24 protein-coding genes are annotated in these 15,102 nt (G+C 66.1%); 23 read left to right on the forward strand and 1 reads right to left on the reverse strand.

Translation table 11 applies throughout. The features are described 5' to 3' along the window. The 21 genes from rpmC to galE all read left to right on the forward strand — a co-directional run bounded on the left by rpmC (position 1) and on the right by galE (position 10,399). Positions 1–195, forward strand: a complete 195-nt coding sequence (gene rpmC, locus C667_RS01220) for a 50S ribosomal protein L29 (RefSeq protein ID WP_004355324.1) — start codon at positions 1–3, stop codon at positions 193–195. Then, entirely contained in the window at positions 192–461 is a 270-nt protein-coding gene (rpsQ, locus tag C667_RS01225) for a 30S ribosomal protein S17 (protein ID WP_004298435.1), read from the forward strand. Before rpmC ends, rpsQ begins: the two co-directional genes overlap by 4 nt. A 156-nt stretch (positions 462–617) precedes the next feature. Further along, positions 618–986 (forward strand): 50S ribosomal protein L14, encoded by a 369-nt coding sequence (rplN, locus tag C667_RS01230; protein ID WP_004298438.1) that lies wholly within the window; start codon positions 618–620, stop codon positions 984–986. An 11-nt stretch (positions 987–997) separates the two neighbouring features. Beyond that, positions 998–1,315, forward strand: coding sequence for a 50S ribosomal protein L24 (gene rplX / locus C667_RS01235; protein WP_004355327.1), 318 nt, complete (start codon positions 998–1,000; stop codon positions 1,313–1,315). Between the two features lie 9 nt (positions 1,316–1,324). Beyond that, positions 1,325–1,864, forward strand: coding sequence for a 50S ribosomal protein L5 (gene rplE, locus C667_RS01240; protein WP_004355329.1), 540 nt, complete (start codon positions 1,325–1,327; stop codon positions 1,862–1,864). A 7-nt stretch (positions 1,865–1,871) separates the two neighbouring features. Beyond that, positions 1,872–2,177: a 30S ribosomal protein S14 gene (gene rpsN / locus C667_RS01245; protein WP_004355331.1), complete on the forward strand. Its 306-nt coding sequence runs from the start codon at positions 1,872–1,874 to the stop codon at positions 2,175–2,177. Positions 2,178–2,190: 13 nt separating this feature from the next. Continuing rightward, entirely contained in the window at positions 2,191–2,586 is a 396-nt protein-coding gene (gene rpsH, locus C667_RS01250) for a 30S ribosomal protein S8 (protein ID WP_004298444.1), read from the forward strand. 10 nt (positions 2,587–2,596) lie between these two features. Then, positions 2,597–3,130, forward strand: coding sequence for a 50S ribosomal protein L6 (rplF, locus tag C667_RS01255; RefSeq protein ID WP_039920517.1), 534 nt, complete (start codon positions 2,597–2,599; stop codon positions 3,128–3,130). An 11-nt stretch (positions 3,131–3,141) separates the two neighbouring features. Continuing rightward, on the forward strand, positions 3,142–3,495 hold the full coding sequence (gene rplR, locus C667_RS01260; protein ID WP_004298448.1) for a 50S ribosomal protein L18: 354 nt from the start codon (positions 3,142–3,144) through the stop codon (positions 3,493–3,495). A gap of 12 nt (positions 3,496–3,507) precedes the next feature. Continuing rightward, positions 3,508–4,032, forward strand: a complete 525-nt coding sequence (gene rpsE / locus C667_RS01265) for a 30S ribosomal protein S5 (RefSeq protein ID WP_004298449.1) — start codon at positions 3,508–3,510, stop codon at positions 4,030–4,032. Between the two features lie 3 nt (positions 4,033–4,035). Beyond that, positions 4,036–4,218 (forward strand): 50S ribosomal protein L30, encoded by a 183-nt coding sequence (gene rpmD / locus C667_RS01270; RefSeq protein ID WP_004355335.1) that lies wholly within the window; start codon positions 4,036–4,038, stop codon positions 4,216–4,218. Position 4,219: 1 nt separating this feature from the next. Continuing rightward, the gene (gene rplO / locus C667_RS01275) at positions 4,220–4,657 is read left to right on the forward strand and encodes a 50S ribosomal protein L15 (RefSeq protein WP_004355337.1); all 438 of its coding nucleotides are present in this window, start codon (positions 4,220–4,222) and stop codon (positions 4,655–4,657) included. A 15-nt stretch (positions 4,658–4,672) separates the two neighbouring features. Then, entirely contained in the window at positions 4,673–5,998 is a 1,326-nt protein-coding gene (gene secY / locus C667_RS01280) for a preprotein translocase subunit SecY (protein ID WP_004355339.1), read from the forward strand. A 4-nt stretch (positions 5,999–6,002) separates the two neighbouring features. Beyond that, positions 6,003–6,221, forward strand: a complete 219-nt coding sequence (gene infA, locus C667_RS01285; RefSeq protein ID WP_002931617.1) for a translation initiation factor IF-1 — start codon at positions 6,003–6,005, stop codon at positions 6,219–6,221. 25 nt (positions 6,222–6,246) lie between these two features. Next, a complete protein-coding gene (rpmJ, locus tag C667_RS24540) occupies positions 6,247–6,360 on the forward strand; it encodes a 50S ribosomal protein L36 (protein ID WP_002931619.1) in 114 nt (37 codons plus the stop codon). Positions 6,361–6,413: 53 nt separating this feature from the next. Further along, positions 6,414–6,776, forward strand: coding sequence for a 30S ribosomal protein S13 (gene rpsM, locus C667_RS01290; RefSeq protein ID WP_004355340.1), 363 nt, complete (start codon positions 6,414–6,416; stop codon positions 6,774–6,776). Positions 6,777–6,788: 12 nt separating this feature from the next. After that, positions 6,789–7,178 carry a 30S ribosomal protein S11 gene (rpsK, locus tag C667_RS01295; protein ID WP_002931621.1) on the forward strand — a complete coding sequence of 130 codons (390 nt, stop codon included), beginning with the start codon at positions 6,789–6,791 and terminating at the stop codon, positions 7,176–7,178. A 14-nt stretch (positions 7,179–7,192) separates the two neighbouring features. Beyond that, positions 7,193–7,822 (forward strand): 30S ribosomal protein S4, encoded by a 630-nt coding sequence (gene rpsD / locus C667_RS01300; protein WP_004298462.1) that lies wholly within the window; start codon positions 7,193–7,195, stop codon positions 7,820–7,822. Between the two features lie 39 nt (positions 7,823–7,861). Beyond that, positions 7,862–8,842, forward strand: coding sequence for a DNA-directed RNA polymerase subunit alpha (locus C667_RS01305; RefSeq protein ID WP_004355342.1), 981 nt, complete (start codon positions 7,862–7,864; stop codon positions 8,840–8,842). A gap of 25 nt (positions 8,843–8,867) precedes the next feature. After that, positions 8,868–9,266 carry a 50S ribosomal protein L17 gene (gene rplQ / locus C667_RS01310; protein WP_004355345.1) on the forward strand — a complete coding sequence of 133 codons (399 nt, stop codon included), beginning with the start codon at positions 8,868–8,870 and terminating at the stop codon, positions 9,264–9,266. Positions 9,267–9,376: 110 nt separating this feature from the next. Then, positions 9,377–10,399: a UDP-glucose 4-epimerase GalE gene (gene galE, locus C667_RS01315; RefSeq protein ID WP_004355346.1), complete on the forward strand. Its 1,023-nt coding sequence runs from the start codon at positions 9,377–9,379 to the stop codon at positions 10,397–10,399. A gap of 70 nt (positions 10,400–10,469) precedes the next feature. Here galE and uvrA read toward each other — a convergent pair whose 3' ends face one another. Continuing rightward, complete coding sequence (gene uvrA, locus C667_RS01320; protein ID WP_004355347.1) at positions 10,470–13,292, reverse strand: excinuclease ABC subunit UvrA; 2,823 nt, start codon at positions 13,290–13,292, stop codon at positions 10,470–10,472. Positions 13,293–13,441: 149 nt separating this feature from the next. Here uvrA and C667_RS01325 point away from each other — a divergent pair, with 149 nt between their 5' ends. Both C667_RS01325 and ssb read left to right on the forward strand, forming a co-directional pair. Continuing rightward, positions 13,442–14,623 (forward strand): MFS transporter, encoded by a 1,182-nt coding sequence (locus tag C667_RS01325; RefSeq protein WP_039920520.1) that lies wholly within the window; start codon positions 13,442–13,444, stop codon positions 14,621–14,623. Between the two features lie 69 nt (positions 14,624–14,692). Continuing rightward, positions 14,693–15,102 (forward strand): single-stranded DNA-binding protein (gene ssb, locus C667_RS01330; protein WP_004355350.1); only part of this gene is annotated, 410 nt, incomplete at its 3' end.

The following is a 15,102-nucleotide window of genomic DNA, read 5'->3' on the forward strand; positions in this document are numbered from 1 at the left end:
ATGAACGCTACGGAACTCCGCGCCAAGAGCGCCGACGAGTTGAACAAGGAACTGATCGAGCTGCTGAAGGCCCAGTTTTCGCTGCGCATGCAGCACGCCACGCAGCAACTCGGCAACACGAGTCAGATCGGGAAGGTTCGCCGCGACATCGCGCGCGTGCGCACCATCCTGCGGGAAAAGGCGGGTCAGCAATGAGCGAGAACGTCGAGAAGGTTCGCCGCGCGCTGGTTGGGCGTGTGGTGAGTGACAAGATGCAGAAGACGGTGACCGTTCTGGTCGAGCGCCGGGTCAAGCACCCGCTGTACGGCAAGATCATCACCCGTTCGGCGAAGTACCACGCGCACGTCGAGGACGGCGTCGCGGCCCAGGGCGACCTGGTCGAGATCGAGGAGTGCCGTCCGATCTCGCGCACCAAGACCTGGCGTGTGGCCAAGGTGCTCGAGAAGGCGACGATCATCTGATTCGAGTTGCAAGCAGCGAGTAGCAAAGAAACAGCTTGGCACCCCGGTGCCAGGCTGTTATAATTTTGCCTCTTTGCTCCGGGGCTCGCTCGGGGTATCCTACCCTGACGGGTTCCAAGACTGTCCGCGCATGCGGGATAAGTTGGAGATACTTTCATGATTCAAATGCAGTCCAAGCTGGACGTCGCCGATAACTCCGGCGCGCGCTCGGTGATGTGCATCAAGGTCCTGGGTGGTTCGAAGCGCCGCTATGCCGGCGTCGGCGACATCATCAAGGTCACCGTGAAGGATGCCGCGCCGCGTGGTCGTGCCAAGAAAGGCGACGTCTATAACGCGGTCGTCGTTCGCACCGCCAAGGGCGTTCGTCGTCCCGATGGTTCGCTGATCAAGTTCGACAGCAATGCGGCCGTGCTCCTGAACAACAAGCTCGAGCCGATCGGCACCCGTATCTTCGGGCCGGTCACGCGCGAGCTGCGCACCGAGCGGTTCATGAAGATCGTCTCGCTGGCGCCCGAAGTGCTCTGAGGAGTCCAGAGATGAACAAGATCCGCAAGGGTGACGAAGTTTTGGTGCTGACGGGCAAGGATCGTGGTCGACGCGGCACCGTGCTGCGCCGCGTCGATGACGAGCGCGTCGTGGTCGAGGGCGTGAACCGGGTGAAGAAGCATGTGCGCCCGAATCCGCTGAAGGGTGAAGTGGGTGGCATCGTCGAGAAGGAGATGCCGATCCATGTGTCGAACGTCGCGCTGTTCAATCCCGCCACCCAAAAGGGTGATCGCATCGGGATCAAGACGCTTGAAGACGGCCGCAAGGTCCGCTTCTTCAAGTCGAACGGCGAGCTGGTGAACGCCTAAGGAGTGACGATGGCTCGCTTGCAACAGGTTTACAAGGACGAAGTCGCGCCGGCGCTGCAGCAGCAGTTCGGCTACAAGTCCGTCATGGAAGTGCCGCGCATCACCAAGATCACCCTCAACATGGGTGTCGGTGAGGCTGTCGGCGACAAGAAGATTCTCGAGCACGCCATGGGCGACATGACCAAGATCGCGGGTCAGAAGCCGGTTTCGACCAAGGCGCGCAAGTCGATCGCGGGTTTCAAGATCCGTGACGGCTATCCGATCGGCTGCATGGTGACCCTGCGTGGTCCGCGCATGTTCGAGTTCCTCGATCGCCTGATCACGATCGCGCTGCCGCGCGTCCGCGACTTCCGCGGGATCGGTGCCAAGGGTTTCGACGGTCGTGGCAACTACAACCTCGGCGTGAAAGAGCAGATCATCTTCCCCGAGATCGAGTACGACAAGATCGACGCGCTGCGCGGGATGAACATCAGCATCACGACGACGGCGAAGACCGACGAGGAAGCCCGTGCTCTCCTCGGCGCGTTCAAGTTCCCGTTCAAGAATTGAGGGTGATATGGCGAAACTCGCTCTGATCAACCGCGAAGCGAAGCGTGCGATGCTGGTGGAAAAGTATGCCGCCAAGCGCGCCGCCCTGGTCGCGAAGGTCAAGGACACCAGTCTGTCCGAAGAAGAACGCATGGCTGCCCGCCTGGCCCTGCAGCAACTGCCGCGCAACGCCAACCCGACTCGCCAGCGTAACCGCTGCGCGCTGACCGGGCGCCCGCGTGGTGTCTTCCGCAAGTTCGGTCTGTGCCGCAACAAGCTGCGCGAGATCGCTTTCCGCGGCGAAGTGCCTGGCATGACCAAGGCGAGCTGGTAAGGAGAATTCGAAGATGAGTATGTCCGATCCGATCGCCGACATGCTGACGCGCATCCGCAACGGCCAGCAGGCCCAGAAGGCTTCGGTGTCGATGCCTTCGTCCAAGCTGAAGGTTGCGATCGCCAAGGTGTTGCAAGACGAGGGTTACATCGACGGCTTCGCCGTCCGTGACGAGGCCGGCAAGGCTTCGCTCGACGTCACCCTCAAGTACTACGCCGGTCGTCCGGTCATCGAGCGCCTGGAGCGCGTGAGCCGTCCAGGCCTGCGCATCTACAAGGGCAGCGACGATCTGCCGCGCGTGATGAACGGTCTCGGCGTGGCCATCGTTTCCACGCCGCGTGGCGTGATGACCGACCGCTCGGCGCGCGCTAACCGCGTCGGTGGCGAAGTCATCTGCCTCGTCGCCTAAGGGGGATACGATGTCTCGTGTAGCCAAGAATCCGGTGGCGATCCCGCAAGGCGTGGAAGTGATGATTTCCGACGCCGAGATCGCAGTGAAGGGGCCCCTGGGCACCCTGCGGCAGCCGCTGACCGGCGAGGTCAGCGTGGTCCGTGAAGGGGATGCGGTGGTGTGCAAGGCGCGTGAAGGCGTCGAGAACGCCCGCGCCATGTCCGGCACCGTGCGCGCCCTGGTTAACAACATGGTGACCGGCGTGACCAAGGGCTTCGAGCGCAAGCTCAACCTGGTCGGCGTGGGTTATCGCGCACAGGCCCAGGACGACAAGCTCAACCTGTCGCTCGGTTTCTCGCATCCGGTGGTCCACCAGATGCCGGAAGGCGTGAAGGTCGAGACCCCGACCCAGACCGAAATCGTGATCAAGGGTTCCGACAAGCAGAAGGTCGGCCAGGTCGCTGCCGAGGTGCGTGCCTACCGCGCTCCCGAACCCTACAAGGGCAAGGGCGTCCGTTATTCGGACGAGGTGGTGGTGCTCAAGGAAACCAAGAAGAAGTAAGGCGGTTCGTCATGAACAAGAAAGAAACTCGTCTTCGCCGTGCGCGCAAAACTCGCGCCAAGATTGCGGAGCTCAAGGCGGTTCGCCTGACGGTGTTCCGGTCCAACTGCCACATCTACGCCCAGATCATCTCCGGTTGCGGTTCCCGCGTGCTCGCGGCGGCTTCCACCGTGGAGCCGGACGTGCGTGCCCAGGTCGCCAACGGCGGCAACAAGGCCGCGGCCGAAGCGGTCGGCAAGCTGATTGCCGAGCGCGCCAAGGCTGCCGGCGTCGAGCAGGTGTCCTTCGACCGCTCGGGCTTCCTGTATCACGGCCGCGTGAAGGCGCTGGCCGAGGCCGCCCGCGAAGGCGGTCTCAAGTTCTAAGCGAGGAATCGTATGGCCAAGCAGCAAACCAAACGTGCGCAAGCCTCCGACGAGCGCGATGACGGCCTGAAGGAAAAAATGGTCGCGATCAATCGCGTGACCAAGGTCGTCAAGGGCGGTCGTATCCTCGGCTTCGCCGCCCTGACCGTGGTCGGCGACGGCGACGGCGCGATCGGCATGGGCAAGGGCAAGTCCCGCGAAGTGCCGGTGGCGGTGCAGAAGGCGATGGACGAAGCGCGTCGCAAGATGCGCAAGGTCTCGCTCAAGAACGGCACCCTGCAGCACACCGTGATGGGCAAGCATGGCGCCGCTTCGGTGCTGATGCAGCCCGCTCCGGCCGGTACCGGCATCATCGCCGGCGGTCCGATGCGCGCCGTGTTCGAAGTCATGGGCGTGACCGACGTGATCTGCAAGTGCATCGGCTCCGCCAATCCGTACAACGTCGTCCGTGCCACGATCAACGGCCTGATGGCGATCAACACCCCGGCGGAAATCGCTGCCAAGCGCGGCAAGTCCGTCGAAGAGATCCTGGGGTAAGAGATGTCGGACAAGAAAATCAAGGTGACGCTCGTCAAGAGCGTGATCGGCACCAAGCAGTCCCACCGCGCCACCGTGCGCGGCCTCGGTCTGCGTCGGCTCAACCACTCGGTCGAGCTGGCGGATAGCCCCGAGGTGCGCGGGATGATCAACAAGGTGTCCTACCTGCTCAAGTGCGAGGGTTGAAATGCGCCTGAATAGCATCAAGCCCGGTGAGGGCTCGAAGAAGGTCGCGCGTCGAGTCGGTCGTGGCATCGGCAGCGGCCTGGGCAAGACCTGCGGCCGCGGCCACAAGGGTCAGAAGTCCCGCGCCGGCGGTTTCCACAAGGTCGGTTTCGAGGGCGGTCAGATGCCGCTGCAGCGTCGCCTGCCGAAGCGTGGCTTCGTGTCGCTGACGCGTGCCCGCAACGTCGAGGTGCGTCTGTCCGAGCTCGACAAGCTGCCGGTCGACGAGGTCGATCTGCTGACGCTGAAGCAGGCCGGCGTGATCGCCGCCGACGCGCTGTCGGCCAAGGTCGTGCTTTCCGGTTCGATCAGCCGCAAGGTGGTTCTGCGCGGTGTCGGTGCCACCCAGGGTGCGAAGGCGGCGATCGAAGCCGCCGGCGGCTCTGTGGCGGCCGAGTAACAGAAGGATACGGTTGTGGCGAATCCTGCTGCCACGCTGGGAAGCCCCGGTCGGTTCGGCGATCTCAAGCGTCGCCTGCTGTTCCTGGTGGGCGCGCTGATCGTCTATCGCATCGGTGCGCACATCCCGGTTCCGGGAATCGACCCGCAGGGGCTGGCCGAGCTGTTCCAGTCCCAGCAGGGCGGCATCCTGGGCGTGTTCAACCTGTTCTCGGGTGGCGCCCTGTCGCGCTTCACCATCTTCGCGCTGGGCATCATGCCCTACATCTCCGCGTCCATCATCATGCAGTTGATGACCGTGGCGGTGCCGACGCTGGAGGCGTTGAAGAAGGAAGGCGAGGCCGGACGACGCAAGATCACGCAGTACACGCGGTACGGCACGCTGGTGCTCGCGCTCGCCCAGTCGCTGGGCATCGCGATCGCGCTGGAAGGGCAGGCCGGGCTCGTTCTCGAGCCGGGGCTGATGTTCCGCTTCGTGACCGTGGCGACGCTGGTGACCGGGACCATGTTCCTGATGTGGCTGGGTGAGCAGATCACCGAGCGCGGCATCGGCAACGGCATCTCGATGATCATCTTCGCCGGCATCATCGCGGGTCTCCCGAGTGCGATCGGCGGGCTGTTCGAACTGGTGAGAACCGGCGCGATGCATCCCTTCACCGCCCTCTTCATCTGCATCCTGGTGGTGCTGGTGACGGCCTTCGTGGTGTTCGTGGAGCGTGGCCAGCGCAAGATCCTGGTCAACTACGCGAAGCGCCAGGTCGGCAACAAGGTGTATGGCGGGCAAAGCTCGCACCTGCCGCTGAAGCTGAACATGTCGGGCGTGATCCCGCCGATCTTCGCCTCCAGCATCATCCTGTTCCCGGCGACGCTGGGGCAGTGGTTCGGCTCTTCGGAGGGCATGTACTGGTTGCGCGACATCGCATCCACGCTGTCGCCCGGCCAGCCGATCTACGTGATGCTGTATGCGGTGGCGATCGTGTTCTTCTGCTTCTTCTACACGGCGCTGGTGTTCAATGCCCGCGAAACTGCGGACAACCTGAAGAAGAGCGGTGCCTTCGTACCCGGGATCCGTCCCGGTGACCAGACCGCGCGCTATATCGACAAGATTCTCATGCGGCTGACGCTGGCAGGGGCGATCTACATCACCCTCGTCTGCCTGCTGCCTGAGTTCCTGATCCTGAAGTGGAACGTCCCGTTCTATTTCGGCGGCACTTCGCTGCTGATCCTCGTGGTCGTCACGATGGACTTCATGGCCCAGGTCCAGGCGTTCGTGATGTCGCACCAATACGAGAGTCTGCTGAAGAAGGCGAATTTCAAGGGGGCGGGTCTGCCCGGCAGGTGAGCGCATGGCGAAGGAAGATGTCATCGAGATGCAAGGTGAGGTCACCGAGAACCTTCCCAATGCAACGTTCCGCGTCAGGCTCGAAAACGGTCACATGGTCCTCGGACACATCTCCGGAAAGATGCGGATGCACTACATCCGCATCCTCCCCGGCGACAAGGTGACCGTACAGCTCACCCCCTACGACCTGACCAAGGGCCGGATCGTTTTCCGGACCAAGTGAAGCTTAAAGAAACAGGAGCAAGACCATGAGAGTCCAGGCCTCAGTGAAGCGGCTCTGCCGCAACTGCAAGATCATTCGCCGCAAGGGTGTGGTTCGCGTCATTTGCAGCGATCCGCGGCACAAGCAACGCCAGGGTTGATCTACTCGACCGTAGGCATTAGAATTTAACGTTTTTCGTTTCGGGGTATACGGATGGCCCGTATTGCTGGGGTAAACATTCCCAATCACAAGCATGCCGAGATCGCGCTGACCGCCATCTATGGGATCGGCCGTTCGCGTGCTCAGAAGATTTGCGACGCTGCCGGCATCGTTCGCTCGGTGAAGATCAAGGATCTCACCGAGACCGACATGGAGAAGCTGCGTGACGAAGTCGCGCGCTTCGTGGTCGAAGGTGACCTGCGTCGTGAAGTCACCATGAACATCAAGCGACTGATGGACCTGGGCTGCTACCGCGGCGTCCGTCATCGTCGCGGCCTGCCGCTTCGCGGTCAGCGCACCCGCACCAATGCGCGTACCCGCAAGGGCCCGCGCAAGCCGATCGCCGGCAAGAAGTAATAGGATCCGATAATGGCTAAGACTGGAACCAAGGTTCGCAAGAAGGTCAAGAAGAACGTTGCGGAAGGCATCGCGCACGTTCACGCGAGCTTCAACAACACCATCATCACCATCACCGACCGCCAGGGCAATGCCCTGTCGTGGGCGACTTCGGGCGGCGCTGGCTTCAAGGGTTCGCGCAAGAGCACCCCGTTCGCTGCACAGGTCGCGGCCGAAGCGGCCGGCAAAGTGGCGCAGGAATGCGGCATCAAGAACCTCGAGGTTCGCATCAAGGGCCCCGGCCCGGGTCGCGAGTCCTCGGTTCGTGCGCTCAACGCGCTGGGGATCAAGATTTCCAGCATCACGGACATCACCCCCATTCCGCACAACGGCTGCCGTCCGCCGAAAAAGCGCCGTATCTGACAAGGAGTTGATAAGTGGCTCGTAATCTCGATCCCAAGTGCCGTCAGTGCCGTCGCGAAGGCGAAAAGCTGTTTCTGAAGGGCGAAAAGTGTTTCACCGACAAGTGCTCCATCGAGCGTCGCGCCTACGCGCCTGGCCAGCACGGCCAGCGCTCCGGCCAGCGCCTGTCGGGCTATGGCGTGCAACTGCGTGAAAAGCAGAAGATCCGCCGCATCTACGGCGTGCTCGAGCGCCAGTTCCGCAAGGTGTATGCCGAAGCCGACCGCCGTCGCGGTCAGACCGGCGAGAACCTGCTCCAGCTGCTGGAAGGCCGCCTGGATGCAGTCGCCTATCGCATGGGCTTCGGTGCCTCGCGTGCCGAAGCGCGCCAGGTCGTGCGTCACAACGGCGTGCTGGTCAATGGCAAGCGCGTTAACATTCCGTCGTATGTGGTTCGTCCGGGCGACGTGGTGGAGCTGACCGAGCGTGCGCGTGGTCACCTGCGCGTCAAGGCTGCCCTCGAGGCCGCCGAGTCGCGCGGCTTCCCCGAGTGGCTCGAGGTGGACGCCAAGGCCGGCAAGGGCACGTTCAAGGCCTATCCGGTGCGCAGCGAGCTGCCCCCGACGATCAACGAAGGCCTGGTTGTGGAACTGTACTCCCGCTGAGCGGGGGGCTGATCCTCTTCTAGTTCCGAGGAAATGCTGATGCAAAGCAATGCACTGCTGAAACCGCGCATCATCGACGTCCAGAGCACCTCGCCCGTCCAGGCGCGGGTGACGATGGAGCCGTTCGAGCGCGGTTTCGGTCACACGCTGGGGAATGCGCTTCGGCGCATCCTCCTGTCGTCGCTTCCCGGCCACGCGCCGACCGAAGTGACGATCGAAGGGGTGCTTCACGAGTACTCCACGCTCGACGGCGTCCGCGAGGACATCGTCGATCTGCTGCTCAACCTGAAGGGCGTGGTGTTCAAGCTCAACGGGCGCAGCGAGGTCACCGTTCGTCTCGCCAAATCCGGCGAGGGCGTGGTGACCGCGGCCGACATCGAGGTCGGTCACGACGTCGAGATCATCAATCCCGATCACGTGATCGCCCACCTCGCGCCGGGCGGCAAGCTCGACATGCAGATCAAGGTCGAGGAAGGCCGCGGCTATGTGCCCGGCAATGCTCGTCCGGAGAACGCCGAGAGCAAGTCCATCGGTCGCGTCGTGCTCGATGCCTCCTTCGGTCCCGTGCGCCGCGTCAGCTACCTGGTCGAGAGCGCCCGCGTCGAGCAGCGCACCGACCTGGATCGCCTGATCATCGACATCGAGACCAATGGCGCGGTGGATCCCGAAGAGGCGATCCGCTACGCCGCTCGTGTGCTGATGGACCAGCTGTCCGTCTTCGCCGATCTCGAAGGCACCGCGCCGGAGCGCGTCGAGGCTGCCTCGCCGACCATCGACCCGGTGCTGCTGCGTCCGGTGGACGATCTGGAGCTCACGGTGCGTTCGGCCAACTGCCTGAAGGCCGAGAACATCTATTACATCGGTGACCTGATCCAGCGCACCGAGACCGAGCTGCTGAAGACCCCGAACCTGGGCCGCAAGTCGCTCAACGAGATCAAGGAAGTGTTGGCCTCTCGCGGGCTGACGCTTGGCATGAAACTGGAAAACTGGCCGCCGGCCGGGCTTGAAAAGCTCGGTTGAATCGCCGGGCAAGTGAGGAATTGAAATGCGTCACCGTAACGGTCTTCGCAAGCTGAATCGTACCAGCAGCCACCGCCAGGCGATGTTCCGCAACATGGCCAACTCGCTGCTGCAACACGAAGTCATCAAGACGACCCTGCCGAAGGCGAAGGAACTTCGCCGTGTGGTCGAGCCGATGATCACCCTGGGCAAGAAGCCCAGTCTCGCCAACCGCCGTCTGGCTTTCGACCGCCTGCGCGATCGCGACATGGTCGTCAAGCTCTTCGACGAGCTGGGCCCGCGCTACGCCACCCGCAATGGCGGCTACCTGCGCATCCTGAAGTGCGGTTTCCGCGATGGCGACAACGCGCCGATGGCCTACGTCGAGCTGCTCGACCGTCCGGACGTCGAAGCGGTGGAAGTCGAGGAAGCCGAGGCCGCGTAAACAGCGCGACTCGCACGAAAGACCGGGCTTCTGCCCGGTTTTTTTTCGCCTGTGCGTGCTAGCGTCGTGCGCAGCGCGTCCACGTGCGGACAGGACAGGAGGGTGGAAGGATGGCAGTGACTCTGGTGACGGGCGGTGCGGGCTACATCGGCTCGCATACCTGCGTCGAGCTTCTCGGCGCCGGGCAGGAGGTGGTGGTCGTGGATGACCTCTCCAACGCATCCTACGAGGCGGTACGTCGGATCGAGGAGCTTGGCGGCAAGCGCCTGGCCGCCTTCGTCGAGGGCGATGTGCGCGACCGCGCCGTGCTCGCGCGCATCTTCTCGGAACACGAGGTGGCGGCGGTGATCCATTTCGCCGCGAAGAAGGCGGTGGGCGAGTCGGTGTCGCAGCCGCTGGCCTACTACGACAACAACCTGCAGGGCCTGCTGTCGGTGCTGCAGGCCATGGATGCGGCCGGATGCCGGCGCATGGTGTTCAGCTCCTCGGCGACGGTGTATGGCGATCCAGCCTCGGTGCCCATCCGCGAGGACTTCGCTACCACGGCGACCAATCCCTATGGCTGGACCAAGCTCATGGGCGAGCAGATCCTGCGCGACCTCGCGGCCTCGGACGCGCGCTGGAATGTGGTGCTGCTGCGCTACTTCAACCCGGTGGGCGCGCACGCCAGCGGTCGCATCGGCGAGGATCCCGACGGCCTGCCCAACAACCTGATGCCCTTCGTCAGCCAGGTCGCGGTGGGCCGCCTGCCGCGCCTGCGCGTGTTCGGCGACGACTACCCGACGCCGGACGGCACCGGGGTGCGCGACTACATCCACGTGGTCGACCTGGCGCTCGGGCATCTGCGCGCGCTCGAACGTATCGGCGAGCTGCCCGGCGTGACCACGCTCAACCTCGGCACCGGGCGCGGCTACAGCGTGCTCGAGATGGTGCGCGCCTTCGAGGCGGCGAGCGCGCGGCCGGTGCCCTATGACATCGTCGCGCGCCGTCAGGGCGACATCGCCGCGTGCTGGGCCGACCCTGCGCAAGCCGAGCGGGTGCTGGGGTGGCGGGCGCAGCGCGACCTGCAGGCGATGTGCGAGGATGCGTGGCGCTGGCAGAGCGGTAACCCGCGGGGCTACGAAAGCGCTTGAGCCGCGCGCCCGGGGTGACGGGCGCCGGCGCAGCGGTGGGCGCCGGTGGGCGGCCCGCCTGGCTTGGGCCTCAGCCGCCGAGCACCCTGCGCAGGTGCTCGCCCGTATGGCTCGCCGGATGCGCGGCGACCTCTTCGGGTGTGCCGCAGCACACCACCGTACCGCCGCCGCCGCCGCCCTCCGGTCCCATGTCGATCAGCCAGTCGGCGGTCTTGATCACGTCGAGGTTGTGCTCGATCACCACGATGGTGTTGCCGTGCTCGCGCAGGCGTTGCAGCACCGCGAGCAGCATCTCGATGTCCTGGAAGTGCAGCCCGGTGGTGGGCTCGTCGAGGATGTACAGGGTGCGCCCGGTGTCGCGACGCGACAGCTCGAGGGCGAGCTTCACGCGCTGCGCCTCGCCGCCCGAAAGCGTGGTGGCGCTCTGCCCGAGGCGGATGTAGCCCAGGCCCACGTCCGTCAGGGTCTCCAGCTTGCGCGCGATGGCGGGGACCGCGGAGAAGAACGTCAGCGCCTGCTCCACCGTCATCCCCAGCACCTCGTCGATCGTCCGCCCCTTGTAGCGGATCTCCAGGGTCTCGCGGTTGTAGCGACGGCCGTGGCAGACGTCGCAGGGCACGTACATGTCGGGCAGGAAGTGCATCTCGACCTTGACCAGGCCGTCGCCCTGGCAGGCCTCGCAGCGCCCGCCGCGCACATTGAAGGAGAAGCGCCCCGGGCTGTAGCCGCGCGCGCGCGACTCCGGCACGCCGGCGAAGAGCTCGCGGATCGGAGTCAGCAGGCCGGTGTAGGTCGCCGGGTTGGAGCGCGGCGTGCGACCGATCGGCGACTGGTCGACGTCGATCAGCTTGTCGAAGTGCTGCAGGCCCTCGATGGCGTCGTGCGCTGCGGGCTCGGTCGCGGCGCCGTTGAGCCGGTGCGCCGCGGCGCGCGCCAGGGTGTCGTTGATCAGGGTCGACTTGCCCGAGCCCGACACCCCGGTGATGCAGGTGAACAGCCCGACGGGCAGCGACACGTCCACCGCCTTGAGGTTGTTGCCGCTTGCACCGAGGATGCGCAGCTGGCGCTCCGGGTCGGGGCGCGCGCGGCGCGCCGGGATGGCGATGCGGCGCCGGCCGGAGAGGTAGTCGCCGGTCACCGAGCGCGGGGAGGCGATGACCTCGTCCGGTGTGCCGTGCGCGACCACCTCGCCGCCGTGCTCGCCCGCGCCCGGGCCCATGTCCACCAGGTAGTCGGCGCTGCGGATGGCGTCCTCGTCGTGCTCGACCACGATGACCGTGTTGCCGAGGTCGCGGAGGCGCGCGAGCGTGGCGAGCAGGCGGTCGTTGTCGCGCTGGTGCAGGCCGATCGAGGGCTCGTCGAGTACGTACATGACGCCGGTGAGGCCCGAGCCGATCTGGCTCGCCAGGCGGATGCGCTGCGCCTCGCCACCCGAGAGGGTGTCGGCGGAGCGGTCGAGCGAGAGGTAGTCCAGGCCGACGTCGATCAGGAAACCGAGGCGGTCGGCGATCTCGCGCACGATGCGCTCGGCCACCTGGGCGCGCGCGCCGGCGAGCTGCAGCGTGGCGAAGAAGTCGCGGCACTCGCCGAGCGGCATGTGCCCGACCTCGTGCAGCGCGCGCCCGCCCACCAGCACGTGGCGCGCCTCGCTGCGCAGCCGCGTGCCGTGGCAGGTCGGGCAGGGGCGGGTGGCGCGGTACTTCGACAGCTCCTCGCGCACCGCCACGGCGTCGGTCTCGCGCAGGCGGCGTTCGAGGTTGGGCAGGATGCCCTCGAAGGGATGCTCCTTGAGCACCATGCGGCCGTTGTCGGCCATGTAGCGGAAGGCGATCTTCGTCCGCCCCGAGCCGTCGAGCACGATCTCGCGCACGCGCGCCGGCAGCGCCTCCCAGGGCGTCTCGATGTCGAAGGCGCAGTGCGCCGCCAGGCTCGCCAGCATCTGGAAGTAGAACTGGTTGCGCCGGTCCCAGCCACGGATCGCGCCCGAGGCGAGCGACAGCTCGGGGTGGACCACCACGCGTACGGGATCGAAGAACTCGACCTCGCCCAGCCCGTCGCACTTGGGGCAGGCGCCCGCCGGGTTGTTGAAGGAGAACAGGCGCGGCTCGAGCTCGGCGAGCGCGAAGCCGCACACCGGGCAGGCGAAGCGCGCCGAGAACAGGTGCTCGCGCCCCGAATCCATCTCCACCGCGAGCGCGCGCCCGTCGGCATGGGTCAGCGCGGTCTCGAAGGACTCCGCCAGGCGGCCGCGCAGGTCGGCGCGCACCTTGACGCGGTCGATCACCACCTCGACGTCGTGGCGGCGGCCTTTCTCCAGCGCGGGCAGGGCGTCGAGCTCCAGCACCTCGCCGTCGACCCGCACGCGCACGAAGCCCTGCGCGCGCAGGTCGGCGAAGAGGTCGCCCTGCTCGCCCTTGCGCCCGGCCACCACCGGGGCGAGGATCATCAGCTTCGTGTCCTCGGGCAGGGCCAGCACGTGGTCGACCATCTGCGCCACGCTCTGCGCCTCGAGCGCGTGCTGCGGGTGCTCCGGGCAGTGCGGCGTGCCGGCGCGTGCGTAGAGCAGGCGCAGGTAGTCGTGGATCTCGGTGACCGTGCCGACCGTGGAGCGCGGGTTGTGGCTGGTGGCCTTCTGCTCGATTGCGATCGCCGGCGACAGGCCCTCGATCAGGTCGACGTCGGGCTTCTCCATCAGCTGCAGGAACTGGCGGGCGTAGGCCGACAGCGACTCGACGTAGCGACGCTGGCCCTCGGCGTACAGGGTGTCGAAGGCGAGCGAGGACTTGCCCGAGCCCGACAGGCCGGTGATCACCGTCAGCCGGTTGCGCGGCAGGTCGAGGCTGACGTTCCTGAGGTTGTGCGTGCGGGCACCGCGGATGCGGATCTGGTCCATGGCTGCGTGCGGGGAAAAGCGAACTTCCCAATATACGCCGGGAAGCCGCTGCAAGGCCAAGGTGGTCCGCGCAGCCCGGGGCGGGATGGTAGAATCGTGGTCTTTCTTGAAGCCGGTTCTCCCGTATGTCCGTTCCCGCACGCGACGCCATGACGCGCGAAGAACGCCGCGCCGGCATGGGCCTGGCGGCGATCTTCGCACTGCGCATGCTCGGCCTGTTCCTGATCCTGCCGGTGTTCGCGGTGCACGCCGCGACCATCCCCGGGGGCGACGACCTCACCCTCGTGGGCCTGGCGATCGGTGCCTACGGCCTCACCCAGGCCTGCCTGCAGATCGCCTACGGCGCCGCCTCCGATCGCTTCGGCCGCAAGCCGGTGATCGTCTTCGGCCTGGTGCTGTTCGTGCTCGGCAGCGTGGTCGCGGCGATGGCCGACGGCATCCACATGATCATCGTCGGCCGCGTGCTGCAGGGCGCCGGGGCGATCTCCGCCGCGGTCACCGCGCTCGCCGCCGACCTCACCCGCGACCAGCACCGTACCAAGGTCATGGCGATGATCGGCTCCTCGATCGGCCTCGTGTTCGCGCTCTCGATGGTGGCGGCGCCGCTGCTCTACGCCGCGGTCGGCATGGACGGCATCTTCTGGCTCACCGCCGTGCTCGCCGCCGGCGCGATCGGCGTGCTGCTGTGGGCGGTGCCGGTGGCCCCGCCGGTGCCGCGCGCCACCGGCCGGCTGATCGACGTGCTGCGCGACGGCCAGCTCATGCGGCTCAACTTCGGCGTGTTCGCGCTCCACCTCATCCAGACCACGATGTGGGTGATGGTGCCCTCGGCCCTGGTCGCCAGCGGCGGCCTGCCGATGCCCGAGCACTGGAAGGTCTACCTGCCGGCGGTGCTGCTGTCCTTCGTCGTCATGGTGCCGGCGGTGATCGTCGCCGAGCGCCGCGACAAGCTCAAGCCGGTGTTCAACGCCGCCATCGTGCTGCTCGCGATCGTGCAGATCGGGCTGTGGCTTTTCGGTGACGGATTGATACCATTGGCATTGTTGCTGACGCTCTTCTTCGTCGCCTTCAACGTGCTCGAGGCCACCCAGCCGTCGTGGATCTCGCGCATCGCGCAGCCCGGCTCCAAGGGCACGGCGCTGGGCGTCTACAACACCCTGCAGTCGATCGGCCTGTTCCTCGGCGGCGTGCTCGGCGGCTGGCTGGGCCAGGCTTTCGGCCCGGCCGCGGTGAGCCTGTCGTGCGCGGCGCTGGCGCTGGTCTGGCTCGCGCTGGCGAGCACCATGAATCCCCCGCCGCTACGCGCGGCACCGGCCGGCGCGTCGCGCTGAGCCGGGCTCGACCACACTCAACGCCGGCGCGCACGACGCGGCCGGCAACCGCATGCAAAGGAGATCCGGATGGCATCCGTCAATAAAGTGATCCTGATCGGCAACCTCGGCGCCGATCCGGAAAGCCGCTTCGCCCCTTCCGGCGATGCGATCTGCAACATCCGCCTGGCCACCACCGAGACGTGGCGCGACAAGAACACCGGCGAGCGCCGCGAAGCCACCGAATGGCACCGCGTCGCCTTCTTCGGCAAGCTCGCCGAGATCGCCGGCCAGTATCTGCGCAAGGGCAGCCAGGTGTACATCGAGGGCAGCCTGCGCACGCGCAAGTGGCAGGACCAGAGCGGCCAGGACCGCTACACCACCGAGATCCGCGCCGACGAGATGAAGATGCTCGGCCGCCGCGAGGGCGGCGACGCGCCGATGCGCGGCGGCGAGGGCGGTGGCTGGGACGCCGGCGCCCAATCCGCGCCGGCGCGCCA

The sequence above is a fragment of the Thauera phenylacetica B4P genome (assembly GCF_000310225.1).
In the GTDB taxonomy this organism is placed as follows: Bacteria; Pseudomonadota; Gammaproteobacteria; order Burkholderiales; family Rhodocyclaceae; genus Thauera; species Thauera phenylacetica.